Origin of the sequence: Microbulbifer sp. (assembly GCF_036563125.1) — a bacterium.
Classification (GTDB): Bacteria; Pseudomonadota; Gammaproteobacteria; order Pseudomonadales; family Cellvibrionaceae; genus Microbulbifer.
The window spans coordinates 50,665-75,943 of sequence record NZ_DATCMV010000006.1; the positions used below are offsets into that span (position 1 = coordinate 50,665).

19 protein-coding genes and 1 riboswitch are annotated in these 25,279 nt (G+C 59.8%); of the genes, 5 read left to right on the forward strand and 14 right to left on the reverse strand.

Annotation, left to right across the window (positions count from 1 at the left end; translation table 11 throughout):
- Window positions 1-15: 15 nt before the first annotated feature.
- The 8 genes from thiE to ccoG all read right to left on the reverse strand — a co-directional run bounded on the left by thiE (window position 16) and on the right by ccoG (window position 9,985).
- Window positions 16-1,575 carry a thiamine phosphate synthase gene (thiE, locus tag VIL80_RS00395; protein WP_332034184.1) on the reverse strand — a complete coding sequence of 520 codons (1,560 nt, stop codon included), beginning with the start codon at window positions 1,573-1,575 and terminating at the stop codon, window positions 16-18.
- On the reverse strand, window positions 1,572-2,381 hold the full coding sequence (locus tag VIL80_RS00400) for a thiazole synthase (protein ID WP_332034185.1): 810 nt from the start codon (window positions 2,379-2,381) through the stop codon (window positions 1,572-1,574). The genes thiE and VIL80_RS00400 overlap by 4 nt, the downstream gene beginning before the upstream one ends.
- Window positions 2,382-2,383: 2 nt before the next feature.
- Entirely contained in the window at window positions 2,384-2,587 is a 204-nt protein-coding gene (thiS, locus tag VIL80_RS00405) for a sulfur carrier protein ThiS (RefSeq protein ID WP_332034186.1), read from the reverse strand.
- The gene (gene thiO / locus VIL80_RS00410; protein ID WP_332034187.1) at window positions 2,587-3,666 is read right to left on the reverse strand and encodes a glycine oxidase ThiO; all 1,080 of its coding nucleotides are present in this window, start codon (window positions 3,664-3,666) and stop codon (window positions 2,587-2,589) included. The genes thiS and thiO overlap by 1 nt, the downstream gene beginning before the upstream one ends.
- Window positions 3,667-3,852: 186 nt before the next feature.
- On the reverse strand, window positions 3,853-5,775 hold the full coding sequence (gene thiC, locus VIL80_RS00415) for a phosphomethylpyrimidine synthase ThiC (RefSeq protein WP_332034188.1): 1,923 nt from the start codon (window positions 5,773-5,775) through the stop codon (window positions 3,853-3,855).
- 132 nt (window positions 5,776-5,907) lie between these two features.
- Window positions 5,908-6,006, reverse strand: a riboswitch (TPP riboswitch).
- Window positions 6,007-6,236: 230 nt separating this feature from the next.
- Window positions 6,237-7,604: a sulfoacetaldehyde dehydrogenase SafD gene (gene safD, locus VIL80_RS00420; protein WP_332034189.1), complete on the reverse strand. Its 1,368-nt coding sequence runs from the start codon at window positions 7,602-7,604 to the stop codon at window positions 6,237-6,239.
- 18 nt (window positions 7,605-7,622) lie between these two features.
- Window positions 7,623-8,396, reverse strand: a complete 774-nt coding sequence (locus VIL80_RS00425; RefSeq protein WP_332034190.1) for a sulfite exporter TauE/SafE family protein — start codon at window positions 8,394-8,396, stop codon at window positions 7,623-7,625.
- Window positions 8,397-8,626: 230 nt separating this feature from the next.
- Complete coding sequence (gene ccoG / locus VIL80_RS00430) at window positions 8,627-9,985, reverse strand: cytochrome c oxidase accessory protein CcoG (RefSeq protein WP_332034191.1); 1,359 nt, start codon at window positions 9,983-9,985, stop codon at window positions 8,627-8,629.
- Window positions 9,986-10,100: 115 nt separating this feature from the next.
- Here ccoG and VIL80_RS00435 point away from each other — a divergent pair, with 115 nt between their 5' ends.
- The 4 genes from VIL80_RS00435 to VIL80_RS00450 all read left to right on the forward strand — a co-directional run bounded on the left by VIL80_RS00435 (window position 10,101) and on the right by VIL80_RS00450 (window position 15,540).
- Window positions 10,101-11,525: an aminotransferase-like domain-containing protein gene (locus VIL80_RS00435; RefSeq protein ID WP_332034192.1), complete on the forward strand. Its 1,425-nt coding sequence runs from the start codon at window positions 10,101-10,103 to the stop codon at window positions 11,523-11,525.
- 165 nt (window positions 11,526-11,690) lie between these two features.
- Entirely contained in the window at window positions 11,691-13,253 is a 1,563-nt protein-coding gene (locus VIL80_RS00440) for a thymidine phosphorylase family protein (protein ID WP_332034193.1), read from the forward strand.
- Window positions 13,250-14,182 (forward strand): ribose-phosphate diphosphokinase, encoded by a 933-nt coding sequence (locus VIL80_RS00445; protein ID WP_332034194.1) that lies wholly within the window; start codon window positions 13,250-13,252, stop codon window positions 14,180-14,182. Before VIL80_RS00440 ends, VIL80_RS00445 begins: the two co-directional genes overlap by 4 nt.
- Window positions 14,179-15,540 carry an MBL fold metallo-hydrolase RNA specificity domain-containing protein gene (locus VIL80_RS00450; protein ID WP_332034195.1) on the forward strand — a complete coding sequence of 454 codons (1,362 nt, stop codon included), beginning with the start codon at window positions 14,179-14,181 and terminating at the stop codon, window positions 15,538-15,540. Before VIL80_RS00445 ends, VIL80_RS00450 begins: the two co-directional genes overlap by 4 nt.
- 117 nt (window positions 15,541-15,657) lie before the next feature.
- Here VIL80_RS00450 and VIL80_RS00455 read toward each other — a convergent pair whose 3' ends face one another.
- The 6 genes from VIL80_RS00455 to VIL80_RS00480 form a co-directional block, all read right to left on the reverse strand.
- Entirely contained in the window at window positions 15,658-16,614 is a 957-nt protein-coding gene (locus VIL80_RS00455) for an acetyl-CoA carboxylase carboxyltransferase subunit alpha (RefSeq protein ID WP_332034196.1), read from the reverse strand.
- A gap of 147 nt (window positions 16,615-16,761) precedes the next feature.
- Window positions 16,762-20,292 carry a DNA polymerase III subunit alpha gene (dnaE, locus tag VIL80_RS00460; protein ID WP_332034197.1) on the reverse strand — a complete coding sequence of 1,177 codons (3,531 nt, stop codon included), beginning with the start codon at window positions 20,290-20,292 and terminating at the stop codon, window positions 16,762-16,764.
- Between the two features lie 140 nt (window positions 20,293-20,432).
- A complete protein-coding gene (locus VIL80_RS00465) occupies window positions 20,433-20,675 on the reverse strand; it encodes a DUF1289 domain-containing protein (RefSeq protein ID WP_332034198.1) in 243 nt (80 codons plus the stop codon).
- A 3-nt stretch (window positions 20,676-20,678) separates the two neighbouring features.
- A complete protein-coding gene (locus tag VIL80_RS00470) occupies window positions 20,679-21,206 on the reverse strand; it encodes a gamma carbonic anhydrase family protein (protein ID WP_332034199.1) in 528 nt (175 codons plus the stop codon).
- 103 nt (window positions 21,207-21,309) lie between these two features.
- On the reverse strand, window positions 21,310-21,792 hold the full coding sequence (locus tag VIL80_RS00475; protein WP_332034200.1) for a methylated-DNA--[protein]-cysteine S-methyltransferase: 483 nt from the start codon (window positions 21,790-21,792) through the stop codon (window positions 21,310-21,312).
- Window positions 21,789-23,291 carry an AlkA N-terminal domain-containing protein gene (locus VIL80_RS00480; RefSeq protein ID WP_332034201.1) on the reverse strand — a complete coding sequence of 501 codons (1,503 nt, stop codon included), beginning with the start codon at window positions 23,289-23,291 and terminating at the stop codon, window positions 21,789-21,791. The genes VIL80_RS00475 and VIL80_RS00480 overlap by 4 nt, the downstream gene beginning before the upstream one ends.
- A gap of 459 nt (window positions 23,292-23,750) precedes the next feature.
- Between VIL80_RS00480 and VIL80_RS00485 the strand changes: the two genes are divergently transcribed.
- On the forward strand, window positions 23,751-25,279 hold a 1,529-nt coding region (locus VIL80_RS00485; RefSeq protein ID WP_332034202.1), incomplete at its 3' end, for a thrombospondin type 3 repeat-containing protein.

The window sequence follows — 25,279 nt, forward strand, 5'->3', positions numbered from 1 at the left end:
CTCCGGTTATCCGAACTATTCAATGACTGCGCGCAATTGTGCCACAGCCTCGCGAGCGTCGGGGGCCTCGGTGATCGCTGTTACCACCGCGATACTGCCCACCCCAGTTGCGGCCACGTCGACCGCGCGCGCCAGGTTAATCCCGCCGATGGCCACCAGTGGGTACCCCGGAAACAGCGCGGTCATACGCGCGAGCTTTTCCAGGCCCTGTATTTGGCCACTCATATCCTTGGTACTTGTTGCGTAGATGGCACCGATCGCGAGGTAGCTGGGGCGGAACTGCCAGGCGTAGAGCAGCTCGAAAAAGCCGTGGGTGCTGATTCCGAGCTTCAGCCCCGCACGTTGTATGGCCTTCAGATCCGCCTGCTGTAGATCTTGCTGCCCCAGGTGCACGCCATAGGCACCGCAGTCGATGGCCTGTTGCCAGTGGTCATTGATAAACAGGCGCAGGTCGTAGCGGCGGCCGATAGCCACCGCGCGCTCGATCTGTTCCCGCAGGTCACTGCCCGGTTGCTTGATACGCAGCTGCAAAGTGCGCACCCCCTCGTGCGCGAGCGTCTCGATCCACTCCACGGAATCCACCACCGGGTACAACCCCAGTCGATTGGTCTCGGGCTGAGTGAACTCCGCGGCAAAGTGGGCCGCGGCAGACGGGTCGAATACGCCAAACCGTTGCGCGCGTTCGCTCCCGGCCAGCAATACCTCCGGAAAATCCTGCAGCGTTGATGGCCAGCCACAGTGCCCCACCGGCCCGGCGCCGGCACCGATATGCTCGCTGTCGCCCAGGCGCAGTCCGCGGCGCACATAGGCATTGGCCACCACACAGGCATCGTTCAGCGGATACCCCAGCGCCAGCAATGCGGCAATGGCGGAAGACAGGGTGCAGCCAGTGCCGTGGGTGTTGCGGGTGTCGATCCGTTTGCCGATCAGCCAGTCTTCCCTGGCATCTTCACCACCGCCACGGCACAACAAGTCCGCGGTGGTGCCGGGTTCAATTTCATGGTGGCCGCCGGTGACCAACAGTGCGGTGGCATGTTCACCACGCACCTTGCGCGCTGCGCCAAGTATCGATTCTGCACTTTCAATCCCAGCGCAATTGCCCCCTGCCCCCGCCAACCACGCCAGTTCGAGAGTATTGGGCGTAAGCAGGTCGCACAGGGGCAGCAATTCATCCAATACCGCCGCACCGGTACTGTCTTCCGTCAGCTGCGCGCCACTGGTGGCAACGGCCACCGGGTCGTATACCACCGGTACACGTTCACCCAGGGCATTAAGACCGCGCAGGAAATCTGCCACCAGCCGGACCTGCCGCGCGTTGGCGAGCAGGCCGATTTTGATCGCCGCCGGTTTCAGGTCAGCGAGCAGCGCATCCAGCTGTGATTGCAACACCTCGTCGGACACGGCATTGATGGCGGGTACGCCGAGGGTGTTCTGCGCGGTATTGGCGGTGATGGCGCTGCAGCCGTGCACACCGAGGTCGTGCAGGGTAAGCAGGTCGGCCTGGATACCGGCACCGCTACCGGAATCACTGCCGGCGATGGTCCATACAATTGGACGCTGATTGGATCCGCTCATGCAGTTTCCCCCGGCGCGAACGACTGTTGCCAGAACGGCATGTCGAGGGTAGGTGTACTGGGACTCGCGGTCTGGCGTTTCAGCATCAGGCCCGCATTGCGCGCGGCGCGGCCGGATTCCACCGCCCACTTGAAGGCCTGCGCCATCCGTACCGGATCCTGTGCCTTGGCAATGGCGGTATTCAGCAGCACAGCATCGAACCCCATTTCCATCGCCTCACAGGCTTGCGACGGCGCACCCAGCCCTGCGTCGATAATCAGCGGGATATCCGGCAACCGCTCGCGCAGTGTCTGCAGATTGTATTTGTTCATCAGGCCGCGGCCAGTGCCGATCGGGGAACCCCAGGGCATCAGCACTTCGCAGCCCACGTCGAGCAGCCGGCGACACACCACCAGGTCGTCGGTGCAGTACGGCAACACCTTGAACCCGCGCTGGACCAGCTCGCGCGTGGCTTCGATCAGACCGAATGGATCCGGCTGCAGGTTGTAATCATCACCGATCACTTCCAGCTTGAGCCAGTCAGTACCGAATATTTCCCGGCTCATTTCCGCCAGCGCAATGACTTCTTTCGGGGTCTTGCAGCCGGCGGTGTTGGGCAACAGTTGGCAACCGGATTCGCGGATGTAGTCCCAGATCATGTTCCCCTGCTGTTGCGCCGGGCTCTGGCGGCGCAGAGAAAGGGTGATGATCTCGGAGCCGGAGGCCACCACCGCCTCGCGCATAATGGCAGGGGACGGGTAAAGTGCGGTGCCCACCAGCAGGCGGCTGTCGAATTCCTTGCCGTAGAGTTTAAGAGTGTCTTTCATCTTCAGCCTCCAACGACCGGAGCGACAACATCGAGATGGTCTCCGCTGCCGAGTACGGTTTCGGCGTAGGCGGCGCGAGGTATGAAGTCGCCATTCAGGGCAACCGCAAAGGTTTCGCCGCTGTATCCAAGCTGCTTAAGTAAACCGGCAATATTTTCCTGCTCGTGTTGAATGAATAGCGATTCACCGTTGACCACTATCTGCATCAGGTCACCTGTTCCGTTTGTGAAATTGGTTGATAAATTTTTTGTTCCACCTGTGCGACCAGCGCCGGCGCCAGCAGATAACCGTGACGGAACAACCCGTTGATTCGGATAAGGCCCTGCTCCGACTTCACCACCGGCAGGTTGTCCATGGTGGCCGGGCGGCAGTTGACGCGGGTTTCCAGTATGCGCGCTTCGGCAAACGCCGGATGGATCGAATACAGCGCACTTGACAGTTCCATGGTGGAGCGCAGGGAGATCGGGCTCATGTCTTCGCTTTCGATTTCGGTGGCGCCAATAACAATCTGGTTGTTGGCCCTGGGGACGGCGTACAGTTGGTATCTGGGGTGTAGCAGACGTACGGGGCGGGTTAATTTTACTTCCGGCGTTTCCACAACCATGACTTCGCCGCGGACACCGCGCAGCCCCGGGATCTGATTCTTGGCGCCGAGGCCGCGGGCATCGATCACGAGATCGAAGGATTCCGTTTTATTGTCTGTGTGGATTTTTCCGGGTGTGCATTCCACACTGATGTTTTCCCGCAGGGTGACTTTGTTTTTTTTCAAGGCGGAGAGTAGCACCGGAAGTAGTTTCCGATTGTCGATGTCTGCTTCGCTGGCGAGAAAGAGTCCCTGGTCGAAGTGTTCCAGATCCGGTTCCATATTTTTCAGGGCGTTTTTGTCCAGCCATTGCAGCTGCTCGGTACTCTGGCCGCCCAGTTTGGCCCTTATTTCCTGGTGGAATTGCTGGAGTTCGGTTCTGTCCTGTGGATGGGCGATTAGCAGGCTGCCGGCCTGCCGGTAGTCGACGTCGCTACCGGTAAGTTGCTGCAACTCTTCGACCCAAAGCGGCCAATACTGCAGACTTTGCATGCCCAGCTGGTAGATGGGGAGTGGGCAGTGGAACAGTTCGGATAGTGGGGCAATCATGCCGGCTGCGGTGTGGCAGGCACCCAATGGTTTTTCGAGACATCCAGCTTCGAAAAGTGTTATGTGATGGCCCTTTTCTGACAGGCGCCAGGCGAGCAGGCGGCCCATCAAGCCAGCGCCAGCTATCCCGATATTTAATTCTGTTTGTGCCACGTTTTCTTTCCGGGGTTCATTGTCGGCAAGTATCGGGCGGCAGTCCTGCGGGTAAGCCTTCGCCAGACACGCCGTAAACCCATCCCTGGGGGCTCTTCTAAAACATCCCTGTTTTAGAAGGTCTGGCGAAGGCTTACCCGCATCACTACCTTCACTTTGAGATCATTGCTTTCTATCGGCTCTGGGTTACGCCTTGTGATAGATCTCTGCGCCCATGTCTTTAAATTTGATCGACATTTCTTCCATGCCCTTATCTGTCTCCTGCTGCTTTGCGAATTCCCTGACATCCTGGGTTATTTTCATGGAGCAGAATTTCGGGCCGCACATGGAGCAGAAATGGGCGATTTTTCCCGATTCTTTTGGCAGGGTTTCATCGTGGTAGGCGCGGGCACGTTCGGGGTCGAGGCCGAGATTGAACTGGTCTTCCCACCGGAATTCGAAGCGGGCTTTGGAGAGGGCGTTGTCGCGCATTTGTGCCCTGGGGTGGCCCTTCGCCAGATCGGCAGCGTGGGCGGCGATTTTGTAGGCCATGAGGCCTTCTTTTACGTCTTCTTTGTTGGGCAGCCCCAAGTGCTCCTTCGGGGTGACGTAGCACAGCATGGCGCAGCCCATACTGCCAATCATGGCGGCACCGATGCCTGAGGTGATGTGGTCGTAGCCGGGGGCGATATCGGTGGTGAGTGGGCCTAAGGTATAGAAGGGAGCGCCGTGGCAGTGTTTCAGCTGCTCAACCATGTTCTCCCTGATTTTGTGTATCGCTACGTGGCCGGGGCCTTCGATCATGGTCTGGACATCGTGTTTCCAGGCGATTTCGGTGAGTTCGCCGAGGGTGCGCAGTTCGCCGAACTGGGCTTCGTCGTTGGCGTCGGCAATACAACCCGGGCGCAGGCCGTCGCCCAGTGAGAAGCTGACGTCGTAGGCTTTGAGGATTTCACATATTTCCTCGAAGTGGGTGTAGAGGAAATTTTCCTTGTGATGCGCGAGGCACCATTTGGCCATGATGGAGCCGCCGCGGGATACGATGCCGGTGACGCGTTTGGCGGTGAGGGGTACGTAGCGCAGCAGTACACCGGCGTGAATGGTGAAGTAATCCACGCCCTGCTCGGCCTGTTCGATCAGGGTATCGCGGAACACATTCCAGTTGAGTTCTTCGGCGATGCCGTCAACTTTTTCCAGCGCCTGGTAAATGGGTACGGTGCCGATAGGCACTGGGCTGTTGCGCAGTATCCATTCGCGGGTTTCGTGGATGTTCTGACCGGTGGATAGATCCATTACGGTATCCGCACCCCACTTGATCGACCACACGAGTTTTTCCACTTCCTCTTCGATGGACGACGTGATCGCGGAGTTACCGATATTGGCGTTCACTTTACACAGGAAGTTGCGACCGATGATCATCGGCTCAAGTTCGGTGTGGTTGATGTTGGCCGGGATGATCGCGCGGCCTTCGGCAACTTCGCGGCGCACAAACTCCGGGGTAATTTGCGGCGGAATGTAGATGCCTTCGCGGGCTTTCTGGAAATCTGCCTCGCTTATTTGTTCTGCAAGTTTGGCTCGGCCCATGTTTTCGCGGATGGCGATGAATTCCATTTCCGGGGTGATGATGCCGCGGTGGGCGTAGTGCATCTGGGTGACGTTTTGGCCGGCCCTGGCTTTGCGCGGGGCGGGTAAATTTTCGAAGCGGATATGGTCCAGACCCTGATCAGCCATGCGCTGCTGGCTGTAGGCAGCCTGGCGGGAGTCGAGTACTTCGGTGTCGCCGCGGGCGGCAATCCAGTCCTGGCGCAGCTTGGGCAGGCCTTCGCGGACGCTGGGCTTGTACACAGGGTCGGAGTATGGGCCTGCGGTGTCGTAGACCTGCAGGGGTTCGTTGGGTTCGAATACGGGGTTTTGTTCGTCGCCGCCTACGAGGCTTTGGCCCAGGCAGATTTCACGTACGCCGACGTTTACGCTGGGGTTGTCACCTTGCAGATAGACTTTGCGGGAGTTGGGAAACTGCTGGGCGGTGAGGTTGTCGAGGAATTCCCTTGCGCTCTCTCTTTGCGCGGCGCGGCTGGATTTCGTTACCCTTTCTTGGGTATTGGTTTTTGGTTCGGCGACCTGAGACATGCTGACCCCTTGCGTTTTGATCCTTGGATGGATTGCCGGGGGTGCAGTTGGAGAGAGCAGTTTTCGTTTGCGGCAACATTTTTAAAATTAGTTTTCGAACACTAGTTCAAAAAAATTGCACACGAAAATATAGCGAATTCAGATCTTGTTCCCTACGCGGGGGTTACCCCGATCAGGTTCAACGGATCTCGCAACAGCGATCTCAGCCCGAAGGCACTCCGACAAGTTGGGTCGGAGTATAGGGGAAGTTTGGCTGGATGGCCAAGTTTGTATTTTTTGGGGTGGTTCTTAGGGTGGTTCTAAAAAAGGGCAGGTGGCGGGCCTGCCACCGGGTATTGGTTCGCAAGACACGCCGTGAACCCATCCATGGGGGCTCTTCCGCGAGGTCCCTCTCGCAGAAGGTCTTGCGAACCAATACCCGGCGTCAGACCCTTCGATTCAGAAAGCCGGCTTCGAAATAATCAGATCACCAGCGTCTTCTGGAAACTCATTTCACGAATTGCATACTTCACCCCTTCCCTGCCCACGCCGCTTTCCTTCACACCACCAAACGGGAAGTGCTCGGCGCGGAAGCCGGGGCCGTCATTGACGGCGAGGAGGCCTACATCCAGTTGGTTGTAGAGGCGTTTTGCCAACGCCAGGTTTTGGGTAAATACGCCGGCTTGCAGGCCAAACGGTGAGCTGTTGATCACTGCTACCAGCTCCTGTTCACTGTCAAACTTGCGCAGTGGAACGACCGGACCAAAGGTCTCCTCTGCTACCAGCTCGGCGCAGTCGGGGACATTCGCGAGGATGGTCGGCCACAGGATGTTGCCGTCGCGACGGTGTCCGAACAGTACGCGGGCGCCGGCGGCTACCGCTGACTGGATGCGGCCTTCCACTTCGTTGGCGGCGTTGGTGTGGATCAGCGGGCCGATAAAGGTGTCATCTTCGGCGGGGTTACCCACTTTCAGTTTTGCCGTGGCGGTAACGAGTTTTTCGGCAAAGGCATCGAAAACTTCACTGTGTACAAACAGGCGCTTTGCGGCGGTGCAGCGTTGACCGGCGGTGGCGAAGCGCTGGTTGATGGTGGCGGTGACGGCGGCGTCGAGGTCGGCGTCAGGCATGACGATCAATGGATCATTGCCGCCCAGTTCGAACAGCATTTTCTTGTAGCCGGCATTGGCGGCGATGGCATTTGCCGCGGCGGTGCCACCGGTGAAGTTGATGGCCTGGACTTGCGGGTGGGCAACGGCGTAGCTGGTGGCTTCGATATCCGGGACCAGCATCTGCAGCACGGATTTATCCATTCCTGCGGCATAGCACAGTTCCACCAGCAACTCCGCGGAGCGCTTGTTCTGCGGACCTGGCTTGAACAGGATGGTGTTGCCAGCGGCAAACGCGGGGCCGATTTTGTGTACCGCGATATTGACGGGGAAGTTGAACGGGGTAATGCACAGTACTGTGCCGAGCGGCTTCCACAGCACCACACCGATTTTTTCGCGCATCGGCGGGAAGGCGTCGGAATCCAGTGCTTCGCCGTTGATATTGCGCGCTTCCATGGCACTGGCCAGCGCGGTGTTGTAGGCGCGGTCGATTTCCACACGGCTGTCACCGATGGTTTTTCCGGTTTCCTCGGTGATGGCCCGGGCCAGATCTTCCTTGCGCTCCATCAGCAGCTGCGCGAGTTTCAGCAGAATATTCGAGCGCTCGAAAGCCGGAGTGGCGAGCTGCTTGTTGCGGCCTTCCACCAGCAGCTCAATGGCTTCTGCCACCTGCTCTTTGGTGTGGAAGTCGTAAGCTTCGATCAATTCGCCGCTGTACGGATTGATAATCTGGTAATCAGCCATGGAAATACCTGTAGGTTTTTATACTGCAAATAACTGGTACACGATGCGGGCGCCGGCAATCAGCAGCGCAGCGCGCATCAAATTAAAAAACAGCGCGCTGTCGATCCGATTCAGCAGCGCAATACCGATACGCGTGCCAATGACCGCGGCCACGGTCAGCAGCAGGATCAATCCGAGATGTTCGGAAAAGGCAAAGCCGAGATAAATGAACGCGGGCACCTTGAGGGCGTGACACCAGGCCTGCATCACGGATTTATTCGCCACGATTTCTTTCGGCGTCATATCCTTGCGCACGAAAAACGCGGCCAGCAACGGGTCCACGGCACCGGCGACAATCCCGAGGGTGCCGGTGGCGATCCCCACCCAGAAAAAATTGCGCGGTTTGAGGCGAATTTCCGGCAGCTTTTTCGGTTTGAACACCGTATAAAAAATCAGTACCGCCAGCAGCACCAGCGGCAGCTGTTGCCAGTCGAGGTTGGCGAGCCCGAGGGTCATGGCGGCGGAGCCGAGTGTGCAGCCGATAAAGAACGGGATGCACTGGTCCCAGCGGATGTGCTCGCGTACATAAACCACGCGGGCCAGGTTGTTGAGCAGCTGCACCGCGCCGTGAATCGGGACAAGCGCGCGCAGGGGGATGACCACGTTGAGCGCGGCAAACATCAGGATGCCCCCCGCCCCGCCGGTGACCGCGGAGATAAATGCGCTGACCACGCACACCAGCAACAGCAGCCCCAGTGTGAGGCCGGGTGTCTGGCCCGGTATCAGACTGAAAAGCGCCCCCAATTCGGCCAAGGTATTCCCCTAATCTGTGCGTTCCATCGAACGGTTTTTGAGCGATCGCCAGTCTACCCACAAGACAGTATCAAACCCAGTAGTCACGGGCCTGAAGCTGGTCATTTGAGGACACGGTAATAAGGTGGCTGATCGGGGGCGGGAGCAATTCCGGCCTACACTCCCGCGGCACGGACATTGACTACACCCAGGTACACCACCGCCATGGTCCAAATCTCGACACCAGCGTTTCACCACGACCGAGCCAGGAACGTTGTTTTCTTTTCAGCGGAAAACGATTCGCTCGCAAAATTAAAGGTCAATTCCGTTTTCGGCCGCTCCAGGTTTTGACTGCAGACCCGGTAGGGAAGCCAGCTAGGACCGTCATCGGTCAGGTCGATGTGGCGCGGGCCGAATAGCTTATATTGGCCGCCGCCGGAAATGGAGACATCGACACGGCGTATTGCTTCATTGACCCGCTCGACCTTGACCAGATAGACGTTACACACCGTGTTTTGGTCCACCTGCCTGAACATGGCACCGCGGTCACGCCGGATCTCTACCAGCAGATCAGCGGTGTCGATGAAGCCGGCAAGCACCGAGGCAAACGCGCACAGCATAACTGTGCCGTAGCCGGTCAAACGCAAGCGAAGAAAGCGGGTCTTGTTGCCCTGCAACTCTGTTTCGGAAGCGAAACGAATCAGGCCTTGCGGGCGATCAACCTTTTCCATCACGCTATCGCAGGCATCGATGCAAGCTCCGCAATCAATACAGGCCGCCTGTAAGCCGTCGCGAATATCAATACCAACGGGGCACACCTGTACGCACAGGCCGCAGTCGACGCAATCACCGCGGTTAGCGCTTGCCTTGCGCAGGTTTGCGCGCGGCTCACCCCGGCGCGCATCGTAACTGACCGTACGGGTATCATCGTCGAACATGACACTCTGGAAGCGCGAGTATGGGCAGGCGTGCAGGCAGATTTTTTCCCGAACCAGACCCGCATTGATGTAGGTGATACCCGCCATAATTACCAGCCAGCCAGTGACGGAAACTGGTAGCTGAAACTGCAGACTCTCCGCAACAATCTCGCGAATCGGAACGAAATAGCCGGTGAAAGTGGCTGCGGTTGCCAGAGCGAGCAGTATCCACAGAGCGTGCTTGGCAAGCCGGCGCACTAATCGCATACCTCGCAGGGGCTGGCCCGCCTGCCTGGCCCGTTTGACGGCATTGCCCTCGCTCAGGTCCTCGATGCGGATAAACAGCCAGGTCCAGATACTTTGCGGACAGGCGAAGCCGCACCATACACGCCCCCATGCGACCGCGAGGAAAAACAGCAGGCTGGCGCCCGCGATCAGCAGTCCAGCCAGCAGTGGCAGCTCGTGCCAGGACAACGCATTGCCAAACAGAATGATGCGGTGCTGTGCGAAAGAGAACAGCAGCCAAGGCTGGCCGTCATACTGCACCCACACGAGTCCAAAATAGAGTGCGATGAGCGGCCAACTGGTGAGTCGGCGCAGATTCTGAAAACGTCCGACGGTGAGTCGAACATGGAATTTTCCATCGGGACGAAAAGAAGGGCTGAAGTCCTGGACTACGGGAATTTTTTCCATGGGCCTGATCCACTAAAGAGCTTAGGGCGGCTAGATTAGGCTGGAGGAGCCGATAGGGTCAGGCATAAAAAAATTAAATATAATAGGTACAGATTGAAATCTGAGGGGCCAACTGGTGACCAGTGAATACCGCTATCAGCAGCTGGAAGCCTGGCTTCAGCAGGGCATAAAGGAACAGCGATGGCGCTTGGGAGAGCGTTTGCCATCGATCCGGACCCTGTGCCGGGAGCACGCCGTATCAAAAGCTACCGCGCAACATGCACTGCAACGGCTGGAAGCACAGGGACTGGTGGAAGCCCGCCCAAAGGCCGGCTATTTCGTGGCGCTGCCGCCGACGGCGGTGAAAAGCCCGCTCAGGCGGTCGCGAATCGAGGCGCCCAGACCGGTCACCGTAAGCGACCTGCTGCTGGACATCATGCGCCGGAGTGCCGCTTTTGATCTGCTGCCCGAGCTGCGCGCGGGTGATCTCCCCCCGGGTATCGTCGCATTGAATCGATCCATCGGTCGGTCACTCAGGCGCCAGCGGGGCGACGCCTACCAGTACTACGATGATCCTGCCGGTGACTTCGGACTGCGGCAGCAACTGGCAATGCACTTATCCCGGCGGGGCTGGGCGGTCGAGCCGGATCGACTGTGCATAACCTCGGGCTGTCAGCACGCGCTGTCACTTGCGCTGATGGCCTGCTGTAAACGGGGCGATGTGGTTGCGGTCGAGTCCCCCGGGTTTTATGGCGTCATGCAGTTGATCGAGCAGCTGGAGCTGCAGATGGTTGAGATACCCACCTCCAGTGACACCGGTTTGGATATCGATGCACTCGCGGAGGTATTGGAGCGCTGGCAAGTAAGGGCGTGCGTGGTCTCTCCCGCGTTTGCCACACCCAGTGGCGCACTGATGCCCGATATCGCGAGGAGGCGGCTGCTGCTTCTGGCCGAACAGTATGATCTCGCCTTGATTGAGGACGACATCTACGCGGATACGTCCCTCGGTCCGATACCCGATCCACTCAAAGCACTGGATGTGAATGACCGGGTGATTCTCTGCAGTTCTTTCTCGAAAAGCCTTTCCCGCGACCTGAGGTTGGGATGGATATCCGGCGCTCGCTGGCACGAGCGGATTCTCCACCTCAAGCTGGTGACCCAATTGGCGAGCAGCCGTTATCTGCAGCAGGGCGTGGCCGAGTTCATGGAGGATGGCAGCTTCGCCGCGCATTTGCGACGCCAGCGCAATGAACTTCAGGAGCGGCGCGACCAGCTGATTGCCCTGCTGCACCAATGGCCCTGCAGCGTGAGGGTAAGTATTCCTCAGGGCGGGCTCGCGGTTTGGGTCGAGCTACCCGATAGGGTTGATACGCTGTCGGCCTACTCGGAGGGACTGAAGCAGGGCATCGTGCTTACCCCCGGCACCCTGTTTTCAGCCTCTGGCCAATTCAAAAACTGCCTGCGCATCAGCTTTGCCCACCCTTGGGACAAGCTGCGTAGGGAGGCGTTGATTCGCCTCGGGGGCTTGTTAATGAACTCTGGGCAAGGGCGGCCGGAATAGCCGACGGCGCCGGGCTGGAAACCACAAGCGTGGCGGCAAACATCACCTCGACTTGTCGCTGGAGCCTAAACTAACTTGAGTTAAATGCAGGGCCGCAATTTCCCAAATTCGGGATAGCGGCGGGCAACAGGACCTGCCCGATCTCCAATAGGAGCGGCCGCCGACATGAACATCCAGGAAGACTGCATGTCCCAGGCAATGCCGCTACACGCTTACAAAATGGGGATTGATACCCACCAGGAGCCGCTGGTTTACATGCGCACCGACTGCGCTATCTGTCGCGCCGAGGGATACACCGCCAATACACGGCTGCAAATCAAGGCCGGTTCCCGCACCCTGATCGCCACCCTCAATACCGTCGCAAAAGAAATCCTGCCGCCGGGCAGCATCGGTTTTTCCGATAGCGCGTGGGAGTTCCTCGCGCTCACCCAGGGGCAAGCGGTGACGGTACACCACGTTCCCCAGGTCCACTCACTCAGTGCGCTGCGCAAAAAGATTTACGGCCATGTACTGGATGCCGCCGAGATCACCAGCATCATTCGCGACATCAGCCGGCACCTGTATTCCGATATCGAAATTGCGGGATTCATCTCCGCCTGCGCCGGCGGCCGCCTCAATTCGGCGGAGACCACCGCGCTTACCCGGGCCATGGCGCAGATCGGCAACCAGTTGCACTGGCCAGAACATGAACGGGTATTCGACAAGCACTGTATCGGCGGCCTGCCGGGCAACCGCACCACCCCCATCGTGGTCTCGATTGCCAGCGCCGCGGGGCTGATCATTCCCAAAACTTCCTCCCGCGCCATCACCTCACCCGCCGGCACCGCCGATACCATGGAAGTACTGACCAATGTCGATCTTTCGCTCGACCGACTGCGCAAGGTCATTACCCGTACCGGCGCCTGTCTGGCCGCCGGCGGCAAGGTCGGCCTAAGCCCAACCGACGACCTGTTGATCCGTATCGAGCGCGCGCTGGACCTCGACAGCGAGGGGCAGCTCGTGGCCTCGGTACTGTCCAAGAAAATGGCGGCCGGCTCCACACATATCCTGATCGACATGCCCGTTGGCCCCACCGCCAAACTGCGCAGCCAAAAACAGGCTGAGGTGCTGGCGGAGCTGTTCCGCGTTGTCGCCAAGGCCCTTGGCCTCACCGTGAGATGCGTGATGACCGATGGTACCCAGACCATCGGCAATGGCATTGGGCCGGCGGAAGAGGCCCGCGACGTCTTGAGCGTGCTGCGCAATGAAAGCACCGCGCCGGCAGACCTTGAGGCCCGCGCGCTGTACCTCGCCGGCCAGTTGCTGTCGATGGCCACCGGCGCCGATGAAGCCCAGGCCCTGCAGCAGGCGCGGGAGATCCTGCATTCCGGTCAGGCATGGATTCAGTTCCGCGCCATCTGTGAGGCTCAGGGCGGGCTCCGTGAAGTGCCCATCGCCAGCCACCATATCGAACTGCGCAGTGAATACGCCGGCAAACTGCGCAGCATGGACAATCGGCGCCTGGCACATCTGGCCAAGATTGCCGGAGCCCCCTCGTCGCCAGAGGCCGGGCTACGCTTGCGGGTGAAGGTGGGAGACAGCATCGAGGCCCAGCAACCACTCGCCACTTTGTACGCAGAGACACCGGGGGAACTGGCTTACGCGCGGGAATATTTTCACGAAAACCGGGATCTGTTTGAGGTATCTCCGGTGACCAGTCCGATCCCGGCAACGGAACAGCAGCCGTGAACAATCCCGTACTGTTTGCACTGGAAAACGACCTTCCGCTGCATGAGCCGCTGCAAGCGGCCATTGGTGCCGATGCCGGCGAAATCGACCAGCGACGTTTTCCGGATGGTGAGAGCTACCTGCGTATTCTGTCGCCGGTGCGCGGGCGTCGCTGCGTTCTGCTGGCCAACCTGTGCCGGCCGGATAAAAAATTCCTGCCGCTGTTGTTTCTGGCACACAGCCTGCGCATGCAGGGCGCAATCGGCGTAGGGCTCGTTGCGCCCTACCTGTGCTATATGCGCCAGGACAAAGCATTCATGCCCGGCGAAGCGGTGACTTCGCGTATTTTTGCGGAGCTGCTATCGACCTGCGTGGACTGGCTGGTGACGGCAGACCCGCACCTGCACCGCTATCGCAGCCTCGATGAGATCTACACCATTCCATCCCGCGCCATTTCGGGGATGCCTGCCATGCAGGCATGGCTCGCACAGCAGAAAGGTCCCCTGCTACTGGTGGGACCGGATCGGGAAAGCCAGCAGTGGGTTGCCACCCTGGCGAAGGCCACGGGATTGCCGTTCATCGTCGGGGAAAAGCAGCGCCATGGAGACCGCGAGGTGAGTATCAAGCTACCCGCGGACGACCGGATTACAAACGCGACCAGCGTCATCGTCGACGATGTCATTTCCAGTGGTCACACCGTACTGCAGACCCTGGCCGCACTCAGGGATGTCGGCGCGCCGCGCACTATCTGTGCTGCAGTGCACGGTATTTTCGCCGAGAGCGCAGACGAAAAAATCAGGCTGGCCGGTACCAACCTGCTCGCCACCAGCAACAGTATCCCCGGCAACCACTGTGCGTTTGACCTGGCACCGCTGCTCGCGCCTGCGGTGCAAGATTTGCTCGCATCTGCCGGTGGATCGCCGCATATCACAAGAGACCATCAAACATGAATATCACGTTTCTGGGTGGTACCGGGACCGTCACCGGCTCTAAATACCTGGTGTCGATCGACGACGGAAAAACCGAATTCCTGGTGGATTGCGGGTTGTTCCAGGGGTACAAGTGGCTGCGCGAGCGCAACTGGGAAGCGCCGATGTTCGACTTCCGCCGCATCGCTGGCATTGTACTCACCCACGCGCACCTGGATCACTCGGGCTATATTCCCCGCCTGTATCAGATGGGGTACCGGGGGCCAGTGTACTGCCATCACGCCACCATGGACCTGTGCTCGATACTGCTGCCGGACGCCGGGCATATCCAGGAAGAAGATGCGCAGTACTACCAGCGCCACAAACTTGGCAAGCACGCTCACCCCGAGCCGCTCTACACCGGCGATACCGCCGAGCGCTGCCTGGAACTGTTCCAGCCGGTGGGGTTTGACCAGCCCTTCCATATCGGCAGTGCAAAACTGCACTTCCAGCCCGCCGGACATATTCTCGGTGCCGGCAGCGCCATCCTGCACGCGGAAGGCAAGCGGGTGGGATTTTCCGGCGATGTGGGGCGCATGGATGACCTCATCATGCATCCGCCAAGGCCACTGCCAGAGCTCGATCTGCTGTTAATGGAATCAACCTATGGCGACCGTCGCCATCCGCAAATTGATCAGAAGGAACAGCTGGCCGAGATCGTAAACCAGACGGTGGCGCGCGGCGGCGTGCTGCTGATTCCGAGCTTTGCCGTCGGCCGCGCACAGACACTACAGTTCCTGCTGCTTTCCCTGATGCACGAGAAAAAAATCCCCGAGCTGCCGGTGTTTCTCGACAGTCCCATGGCGATCGACGCATCGGAAATCTATTCCCGCTATCCGGAACAGCATCGTCTCAGCTCGGAGAACTGCACTTTCATGTGCAGGGGCATCCAGTACACCCGCAGTGTCGACCAGTCCAAGGCGCTGGAGAATATCCAGTACCCGCACATCATCATTGCCGGCAGTGGCATGGCCACCGGCGGCCGCATACTGCACCACATGAAACGACTGCTACCGGATCATCGCGCAACCGTCTTGTTTACCGGCTATCAGGCCGGCGGTACCCGCGGCGCACGGATGCTGGCAGGCTCCAGCAGTGTCAAAATCCACGGGGAATATGTGCCCTGCAAGGCGCAGGTAGAAGTACTCGAAGGACTGTCGGCCCACGCCGACTATGTGGAACTGGGGGATTGGCTGAAGCACTCCAGCCTGAAACCCGATACCCAGATCATGCTGGTACACGGCGAACCGGATGCATCGGATTGCCTGCGGCTGTATCTACAGGATCACACGCCGTTCCGGGTCGATGTGGCGCAATACCGCAGCATTTATCGGCTGTAGTTGAAACGCGGTCGTGCCATAAATGACAACGGCAATCGAAGAAACAACAACGGCAACCGAAGTTGCCGTTGTCGATTCAGGGCTTCAGCAAGAGCCCTGGCAAAATGATTGTGGCGATCAGCCAGTTACATTGCCGTAACTCATCAGGCGCTGGTAACGCTTCTCCAGCAACTCCTCAATCGGCACTGCGGTGAGCTTGTCCAGCTGCTCGGACAGGCGATCCCGCAGACGCGCCGCCATCAGGTCCGGATCGCGGTGCGCGCCGCCGAGGGGCTCGGCAATGGTTTCATCCACGATACCCAGTTCCTCCAGCACGCCAGAGGTCACCCCCATGGCCTCGGCCGCCAGCGGCGCCTTCTCCACGGTTTTCCAGATGATGTTGGCGCAGCCTTCCGGCGAAATCACAAAGTAGGTGGAGTACTGCAGCATGTTCAGCTGGTCGCCCACACCAATGGCCAGGGCGCCACCGGAAGAACCTTCACCGATCACGGTGCAGATGATCGGGGTGCGCAGGCGTGACATCACAGCCAGGTTCTTGGCGATGGCCTCGGAAATACCGCGCTCTTCACTGTCGATACCCGGATAGGCCCCGGGGGTGTCGATCAGGGTCAGTACCGGCATTTTGAAACGCTCGGCCATTTCCATAATACGCTGGGCCTTGCGGTAACCCTCAGGCTTCGGCATACCGAAATTGCGTTTCACTTTTTCGTTGACGGTGCGGCCCTTCTCCTCGCCGATCACCGCCACCGGGCGGCCTTCCAGACGGCCGATACCGGCGATGATCGCCTTGTCGTCGCCGAAATGGCGGTCGCCGTGCAGCTCATCCCAATCGGTGAAGATGCGCTCGATGTAGTCTTTCGCGTAGGGGCGCTGCGGATGACGCGCGACCTGCACAACCTGCCAGGGAGACAGATTGGAGTAGATGGATTCGGTGAGCTTCTCGCTCTTCTCCCGCAGGCGGGTGATCTCTTCAGCGATGTTGAGCTCATTGTCGTCGCCCACATGCTGAAGTTCCTTGATCTTGCTTTCCAGTTCCGCAATCGGCTGTTCAAACTCTAGAAAACTGAACTTCATTTAATTCGCGCCTTGATAATTCTGTGGGCCTGCCAAATGTTGGAAAATGCGACTAAATCACCCCGATCAGTCGCAAACAGGCCCCGTCCACTGAAAATGGCGGCTAGCTTACCGGGATAGGACCACTCAGTCGAGTGCACGGATCACTCATTGCCGTTGAGTGTAGTTGAGCTTGACCCGCTCACGGCCGACCACCTCCCGCAGAGACTGGATCAACTGGTCGTTTGGCTCCACCTTCCACTCGTCCGCCAGGCGGAAGGTCCCGCGCGCATCACTGCGCTCCACTTCCACCATAATCGGGCAGTTGCCGCCCACATAGGGCCGCAGGCAGGCACTCAGGCGCTGGCCCATTTTCGGCAGTGCCTGGGCGCTGTCGATCTTGAGCGTCACCCCGATCACGCTGCCACTGCGCAGATCATCCAGCGTGGATACGCTGTTCACGCTCATCTTCAGGCCGCCGCTGTAATCGTCGTGGGAGATGGAACCTTCCAGCACCAGCAGCGAATCCTTCACCAGCTTTTCCCGATGTTGGCCAAATGCCTCGCTGAACACCGCCGCCTCGATCCGCGCGCTGCGGTCATCCAGGGTGACAATCGCCATGGAATCGCCACGCTTGGTCTTCATCACCCGCATGCCCACCACCAGGCCGGCCACCTTCTGGTTGTCGCGCCCGGGCTTCAGGTCCGCGATGCGCGCCTGTACCAGATGCTTGAGCTCGTCCTCGTACTCGTCGATGGGATGGCCGGTGAGGTAAAGGCCGAGGGTGTTTTTCTCGCCTTCCAGACGCTCGCGGATACTCCAGGGACGCGCGCCGCGAAAATCCTGGTAAACGTCGCCATCGGACGCGGTGCGCACCACCTCGCCAAACAGGTCCATCATGCCGGCGCTGTCGTTCTTGCTCTGCTGCTCCGCGGCTTTAACCGCTTCATCCAGCGCGTCGAACAGCACTGCACGAGAGTAGTTCAGTCCATCGTCGCCGGACGCATCCGGGCCGATGCTGTCGAGGGCACCGGAGCGCACCAGCGCTTCCAGCGCGCGTTTGTTGACCTTGCGCGGGTCGATGCGGGAACAGAAGTCGAACAGATCCGTGAACGGTCCGTTTTTCTGCCGCTCGCTGATGATGTTTTCGATCGGGCCCTCGCCCAGTCCCTTGATCGCGCCGAGGCCGTAGATGATGCGATTGTCGCCAGTGTCGGAGACAGGAACGGAGAACTGGTAGTTACCGAGGTTCACATCTGGCGGCACCAGGTCCAGTTTCATCGCCCGACATTCTTCGATGAACGTCACCACCTTGTCGGTCTTGTCCATGTCCGACGACATGGTGGCGGCCATGAACTGCGCCGGGTAGTGTGCCTTCAGCCACGCGGTCTGGTAAGACACCAGTGCGTACGCCGCGGAGTGCGATTTGTTGAAGCCGTAACCGGCGAACTTCTCCACCAGGTCGAAGATCTTCATCGCCAGTTCCGGGTCGACGCCCTGGGACGCGGCACCGTCGGCGAAGGTACTGCGCTGCTTCGCCATCTCCTCGGGCTTTTTCTTACCCATGGCCCGGCGCAGCATGTCCGCGCCGCCGAGGGTATAGCCCGCGAGCTCCTGGGCGATCTGCATTACCTGTTCCTGGTAAACGATAACGCCGTAGGTGGGCTCGAGAATCGGTTTCAGCTTTTCGTGCTGGTACTTGGCATCCGGATAGGCCACCTGCGCGCGGCCGTGCTTCCGGTTGATGAAGTCGTCCACCATGCCCGACTGCAGCGGACCTGGGCGGAACAGGGCCACCAGTGCGATCATGTCCTCGAGGTTGTCCGGCTGCAGGCGCTTGATCAGGTCCTTCATGCCACGGGATTCCAGCTGGAATACCGCGGTGGTCTCGGCGCGCTTGATCAGCTTGAACGTCTCGTCGTCATCCAGCGGCAGCGTTTCGATGACCAGCGGTTCCAGGCCTTCACGCGCGCGCTGCTCGTCCACCATCACCTTCGCCCAGTCGATGATGGTCAGGGTACGCAGACCGAGGAAGTCGAACTTCACCAGGCCCGCGTCTTCCACGTCGTTCTTGTCGAACTGGGTTACCAGGCCGGCACCGGTCTCGTCACAGTAGAGCGGCGCGAAATCCGTGAGCTTGGTGGGAGCGATCACCACACCACCGGCGTGCTTGCCGACGTTACGCGCCACACCTTCGAGCTGCAGCGCCATCTCCCAGATTTCCTGGCCCTCTTCGTCGTTCTCGAGGAACTCGCGCAGTACCTCTTCCTGCTCGAATGCCTTCTGCAGGGTCATACCCACATCGGCGGGAATCATCTTCGAGAGCTTGTCGGCGAGGCCGTAGGACTTGCCCTGCACCCGCGCCACGTCCCGCACCACCGCCTTCGCGGCCATGGTACCGAAGGTGATGATCTGGCTTACCGCGTTGCGGCCGTAGTTTTCCGCCACGTAGTTGATCACCCGGTCGCGCTTCTCCATACAGAAGTCGACGTCGAAGTCGGGCATGGATACCCGCTCCGGGTTCAGGAAACGTTCGAACAGCAGGTCGTACTGCAGCGGGTCCAGGTCGGTAATTTTCTGCGAGTAGGCAATCAGCGAGCCCGCACCGGAACCCCGCCCCGGGCCCACCGGAATATTGTGATCCTTGGCCCACTGGATAAAGTCCATCACGATCAGGAAGTAACCGGGGAACCCCATCTGGATAACGATATCCAGCTCGAAGCGCAGGCGGTCTTCGTACACCTTCTTGCGCGCTTCGTAATCCGGCGCGGACTTGTCGAGAATGGTTTCCAGGCGATCATAGAGTCCGTCGAAGGAGACCTTCTCGAAAAATTCATTCTCGGTCATGCCTTCGGGGATTGGGAACTGCGGCAGGAAGTATTTACCCAGCTGGATCGGTGCCGAACAGCGGCGCGCGATTTCCACGGTATTTTCCACGGCTTCCGGCAGGTCCTTGAACAGCTCGCACATTTCCTCCGGCGAGCGCAGGTACTGCTCGGAGGAATAGCGGCGCTCGCGACGGGGGTCGTCCAGGGTGCGGCCCTCGCGGATACACACACGCACCTCGTGGGCTTCGAACTCGCTGTCTTCCAGGAATCGCACATCGTTGGTGGCCACCACCGGCAGATTGAGCTGGCCCGCGAGTTTCACCGCCGAATGCAGGTATTCTTCATCACCGGGACGGCCGGTGCGCTGCAGCTCGAGATAGTAACGACCGGGGAAAATCGACGCCCACTCATTCGCCAGCGCCTCCGCCTGTGAATTGCGCCCGGCAATCAGCGCGCGGCCCACATCGCCGTACTTGGCGCCGGAGAGCATCAGCACCCCTTCTGCGTACTCCTTGACCCACTCACGCTGGAGATACGCATGGCCGTGGTACTGCCCTTCCATCCAAGCGCGGGAGATCAGCTCGGTGATATTGCGGTAACCGGTGGTATTCAACGCGTACAGGGTCAGCAGCGTCGGCTGCTCCTCCCCACCTTCGCGCAGCCAGAAGTCGGCACCGGTGATGGGCTTGATACCCGCACCGAGACAGGCTTTGTAAAACTTCACCTGCGCGTAGAAATTGGTCTGGTCGGTGATGGCCGCTGCGGGCATTTCCAGCTCGGCCAGACGACCGATCAGCGGCTTGATACGCACCAGGCCATCGATCAGGGAGTACTCGGAGTGAATTCTTAAATGTACGAAGGGTTGGGTCATATTTTTTCTGTTTGATTGGCCCGTAGATCTCTGGCTTGGCGCTCTGATCCGGGTAGGCACCGAAGGGCTATTCGCCCTCCGCACCTCTTGCAATTCTGAAAATCAAATCGATCGCTTTGTTCAGCGACGGTAAGACCAGCTCAGTCCGTCCACCACACACGGCGCATCTGCACCGCACGCTCGTGGCACTTGGCCAGCACCTGTTTTTTCTCGGCGTTATTCATCCGCCCCCACTGGCTGATCTCGGAGCCAGAGCGGAAACAACCCTCACAGATATCCTCGCGATTCAACGCGCACACCGAGACACAGGGGGATTTCACCGGAAACTCAAACTCCGGTTCCGGTTCTTTGTCTTTCACCCGGCTCCAATCGCTCTCCGTCATCGCTTACACCTCAATCGGCACCAGCTCTTCCGAAAACCGTTTGCCATTGGCGACATAGATCTCGCTGCTCGCTTTCAGCAGATCGAACATGGATTCATCCAGCGTCTTCACCACCTTGCCCGGGCTTCCCAGAACCAGCGAGTAGTCCGGGATCTGCGCATTCTCGGTCACCAGCGCATTCGCGCCGATAATGCAGCACTTGCCCACTTTGGCGCCGTTCAGCACCACCGCATTCATCCCCACCAGGGAGTACTCCCCGATCTGGCAGCCGTGCAGTGTCACCTTGTGACCAACCGTCACCCCGGTGCCCACGGTCAACGGCACGCCCGGATCGGTGTGCAGTACCGAGCCGTCCTGAATGTTCGCGCGCTCACCAATGGCGATCAGGTCGTTGTCACCGCGGATTACCGCGTTGAACCACACCGAACTGTGGGACTTCAACAGCACATTGCCGATTACCTGGGCGCCGGGCGCAATGTAGTGCCCCTCGCCTTCAAGCTGGGGCTGCTTGTCGCCCAATCTGTACAGCATCTGGCCTCCGGTCATGGTTCGCTGGCAGTCAAAAATTAGCACGCCATTATCCCGCCCAAGGCCCCCGATTGCCACCCTAAAGCCCCCTGACCAGACGGACACTTCAGCCGATCAGCGCCCCCTCCAATGCAAGCAGTCGCGCCTTCATCTCCAGCCCGCCCGCATAACCGGTCAGGGTACCGTCGGAGCCGATCACCCGGTGACAGGGCACCACGATGGACAGGGGGTTGGCCCCGTTTGCGCGCGCCACCGCCCTCACTGCCTTGGGATTGCCGATAGACTCCGCCAGCTCGCGATAGTTGCGGGTCTCACCATACGGAATGGCACACAGCGCCCGCCATACGGACTGCTGGAACGGTGTGCCGGCGGCATCCAGCGGCAGGTCAAAGTCCTGCCGCTCGCCACTGAAATAGGCCTGTAACTGGCCTGCCGCCAGATCCGTCAGCGCCGTCGCCCCCCGCTCCCAGCCATCTTTTACCGGCAGCGGGCGCTTGCCCGCCTGCAGGTCGATCCCAACGATCCCACTGTCACTGGCGGCGATACCGAGTTCACCAAAGGCGCTGGGGTAAATTTCATAGCGGATCATTTCTTATCTCCCGTAGACGGGTTCAGTTTCAGGGACTGCCACAGCAGCAGCGCCGCATAGGCGCGCCACGGGCGCCAGGATTCAGCGCGAGCCAGTGCCTGTTTGGGTGTTGCCTTGCGCTCACCATCGCCCAAGGCGATCAGGATGCCCAGGTCCGAGGCAGGAAAGGCGTCCGGCATGGAGAGACCGCGCATCGCCGTATAGTGCGCGGTCCAGTCACCGATACCCGGTAATGCGGTCATCTGAGAGCAGAAGTCATCCAGATCCGGCTGGTCGAAGTCGATCTCGCCCCGCAGCGTTGCGGCCACAAAGTGCTGCAGGGTCCTGGCGCGGGTGCGAGTGACACCAATATCCGCAAAATCCGCATCGCGCAGCTGTTCTGCAGATGGAAACAGCACCAGCGAATCGCCATCGGGCGCGGTAAAAGGCTCTCCGTAGCGGTTGGCCACGCGCCCGGCGATGGTGGTGGCCGCCGCGACGGAGATCTGCTGACCGAGGATGGCCCGCAGGGTGTATTCAAACGGATCCCAGGCGCCGGGCAAGCGCACACCGGGGCTCACCTGCAGCACCCGCCGCAACAGCGGATCGGACTGCAAATGCCCGCGGATTTCCTCACTGTCGGCATCCAGGTCAAACAGCCGCCGCAGTTTTTCCCTGAGAGGGAACAGCACCGCACCACAGCCTTCGCCATACACACTGACCCGCAGCCGGTCTTTCTCCGGCTCGTGGGTCACGCGCAATACACCGCGCTGCCCCTGCAGCCAGAAGCTGCGCTGATACACCCCCTGCTCCGGAGTATCACCGGCAATGACCTGCTCCACCCCGGGCAGTGCCCGCGCGGCAAAGAAGGCCAGCAGGCCCGGCCAGTCAAGCGGCGGCCGGTAACTCAGGTAGATGTTCACCGGCTCGGCTTCTGAGTGTTTCGTATCCGCAGCCACCGTCGCGCGCTCGCGACGCACTTCCGTCGGCGTGCGCTGGTAGATGGTTTTAAACACGCCGTTGAAGCGACGCAGGCTGTTAAACCCGGCGGCAAACGCAATATCAGCGATGGGCAGACCGGTGTCCCGCAACAGGCTGAATGCAAACAGGGCGCGCTCGGTCTGCCAGACCTGCAATGGACTGAGACCGATGTGTTCGGCGAAGAGTTTGCGCAGATACCGGCTGGTAATGCCGAGCCGCTCCGCCAGTTCCTCGATGGATTGCGCCTCCCGCTCCCGGCGCATCAAGTTCAGCGCGCGCTGGACGGTGGTAGAGACGAGGCCCCAGGCGGGGCTGCCGGGGGCAGCGTCCGGGCGGCAGCGCAGACAGGGACGAAAACCGGCATTTGCCGCTTCGGCCGCCGTCTCGAAGTACGTCACATTGCGCTCCAGCGGCGGCCGCGCCGGACAGATAGGTCGGCAAAAGATACCGGTAGTCTTCACCGCGGTGAAAAAACGCCCATCGAAGCGCCGGTCACGGGCGAGACGCGCGCTGGAACAGATTGCCGGGTCTAGCCGCATGAATATCTCCTCACAATGGCGGCCAGTTTAGGGGCATGGGGCAGCAGGCACTAGTCAAATTCGGAACTGGCCATTTTTTGCCACAACACCGCTGCGGGCCGCCCCGGCAACTGCAAGCGCAGTGTGTGGCGGAAGGCTTTTCGCGCCGGCAGCGCAGCGCCACACACCTGCCAAACGATTACTTGAGCATTGGTGCGCCAATTTTTAGAGATAAATCACAAAAAAAGTGAGAACAGGTCCAGCAAAGAAGTATAAAGACGTCTGGGAACCTACATCGCGATGCGCGGGAAACCAACCTCGCCCATACGCGGCAATGATTCGGACCCCACAGGGAAGTATGTGCTGGATACACAGCAAGAGATAACAGGTATCCACGCGAATCCGATTGTTCGAAATACATAACTACTCCCCTGTTCTCTGCAGATAACAAAAAGGAAATTTGTTTTGGAGAGCTTATCCATGCGCCGTCTTCTGATCGTGCTTCTCACCCTTTCATTCCTCGCACTGACCGCCTGTAGCTCGGACCACAAGAGGGGAAGGAAATACGTCACCACGCAATTCACCGCTACCACCCCGATTGTCGTCGACACCGATAGCGACGGTATTGCCGACGCCAGTGATAACTGCCCGAACATAGGCAATGCCGACCAGACGGACATGGACGGTGACGGTATCGGCGATGCCTGCGACAACGACAATGACAACGACGGTGTGCAAAACGACATCGACAACTGCCCGGTAACCGCCAACGAAGATCAGGCGGATGCTGATGGCGACGGTGTTGGCGACGCATGTGACAGCGACCTCGACGGTGACAATGTCGATAACGACCAGGACAACTGCCCCGCCATAGCGAACAGCGAGCAGAGTGATATCGACGGGGACAACATCGGTGATGCCTGCGACAACGACCGCGATGGCGACGACGTGACCGACAGCCTCGACAACTGCCCCTCCATAGCGAACCCCGACCAGGCAGACCAGGACAACGACGGCATAGGTGACGCCTGTGATAGCGACAGCGATACCGACGACGACGGTCTGGATGACGGCGAAGACAACTGCCCGGCCATTCCCAACGCGGATCAACTCGACACCGACGGCGATGGCCGCGGCGACGCCTGTGATGGCGACGATGATGGCGACGGCGTCGACGATGGTGCGGATAACTGCCCAGTGACCGCCAATGCGGAACAAAGTGACCTGGATGGCGACAACATCGGCGACGCCTGCGATCCAGATCGCGATAACGACGGCGTATCCAATGGCGAAGACAATTGCCCGCTGGCATCCAACCCTGGCCAGGAAGACGCCGACAGCGACGGTATTGGCGACGCCTGTGACGAGCTCACCGACACCGATAACGATGGACTCGGCAACGACGCCGACAATTGCCCGCTCGTAGCCAACCCGACACAAGCCGACCAGGACGGCGACGGTATCGGTGACGCCTGTGATGCCGATAGCGACGGTGACGGTGTCGACAACACATCGGACAACTGCGCCAGCCTCGCCAACAGCGATCAACAAGACGTTGATGGCGACGGCCTTGGCGACGCCTGCGACGACGATGACGACAGCGACGGCCTCGACGACGGCGCCGACAACTGCCCGCTGAATGCCAATGCCGACCAGGCAGACCTTGATGGCGATGGCATCGGTGACGCCTGCGATACCGACCGGGATGGCGATGGCGTGGACGACGGTGCAGACAACTGCCCGCTGCTGGCCAATTCCGATCAGACCGATACGGACAACGACGGCTTCGGTGATGCCTGTGACGACAATACCGACAGCGACGATGACAGCATCCCGGACGATGCCGATAACTGCCCGAACGACGCCAACGCCAACCAGGCGGACCTGGACGGAGACGGTATCGGCGACGCCTGTGACAGCGATGGCGATGGCGACGGTGATGACAACGATGCCGACAACTGCCCCACTGTCGCAAACCCGTCCCAGCTGGATACCGACCTCGATGGCGT

Excerpts from the sequence above, each read along its gene's own strand:
- thiS (WP_332034186.1), bottom strand. The coding sequence starts at position 2,587 with ATGCAGATAGTGGTCAACGGTGAATCGCTATTCATTCAACACGAGCAG.
- VIL80_RS00440 (WP_332034193.1), top strand. The coding sequence starts at position 11,691 with ATGAACATCCAGGAAGACTGCATGTCCCAGGCAATGCCGCTACACGCT.
- VIL80_RS00465 (WP_332034198.1), bottom strand. The coding sequence starts at position 20,675 with ATGACGGAGAGCGATTGGAGCCGGGTGAAAGACAAAGAACCGGAACCG.
- VIL80_RS00475 (WP_332034200.1), bottom strand. The coding sequence starts at position 21,792 with ATGATCCGCTATGAAATTTACCCCAGCGCCTTTGGTGAACTCGGTATC.
- VIL80_RS00470 (WP_332034199.1), bottom strand. The coding sequence starts at position 21,206 with ATGCTGTACAGATTGGGCGACAAGCAGCCCCAGCTTGAAGGCGAGGGG.
- VIL80_RS00400 (WP_332034185.1), bottom strand. The coding sequence starts at position 2,381 with ATGAAAGACACTCTTAAACTCTACGGCAAGGAATTCGACAGCCGCCTG.
- thiE (WP_332034184.1), bottom strand. The coding sequence starts at position 1,575 with ATGAGCGGATCCAATCAGCGTCCAATTGTATGGACCATCGCCGGCAGT.
- ccoG (WP_332034191.1), bottom strand. The coding sequence starts at position 9,985 with ATGGAAAAAATTCCCGTAGTCCAGGACTTCAGCCCTTCTTTTCGTCCC.
- VIL80_RS00480 (WP_332034201.1), bottom strand. The coding sequence starts at position 23,291 with ATGCGGCTAGACCCGGCAATCTGTTCCAGCGCGCGTCTCGCCCGTGAC.
- dnaE (WP_332034197.1), bottom strand. The coding sequence starts at position 20,292 with ATGACCCAACCCTTCGTACATTTAAGAATTCACTCCGAGTACTCCCTG.
- VIL80_RS00450 (WP_332034195.1), top strand. The coding sequence starts at position 14,179 with ATGAATATCACGTTTCTGGGTGGTACCGGGACCGTCACCGGCTCTAAA.
- thiC (WP_332034188.1), bottom strand. The coding sequence starts at position 5,775 with ATGTCTCAGGTCGCCGAACCAAAAACCAATACCCAAGAAAGGGTAACG.
- VIL80_RS00455 (WP_332034196.1), bottom strand. The coding sequence starts at position 16,614 with ATGAAGTTCAGTTTTCTAGAGTTTGAACAGCCGATTGCGGAACTGGAA.
- safD (WP_332034189.1), bottom strand. The coding sequence starts at position 7,604 with ATGGCTGATTACCAGATTATCAATCCGTACAGCGGCGAATTGATCGAA.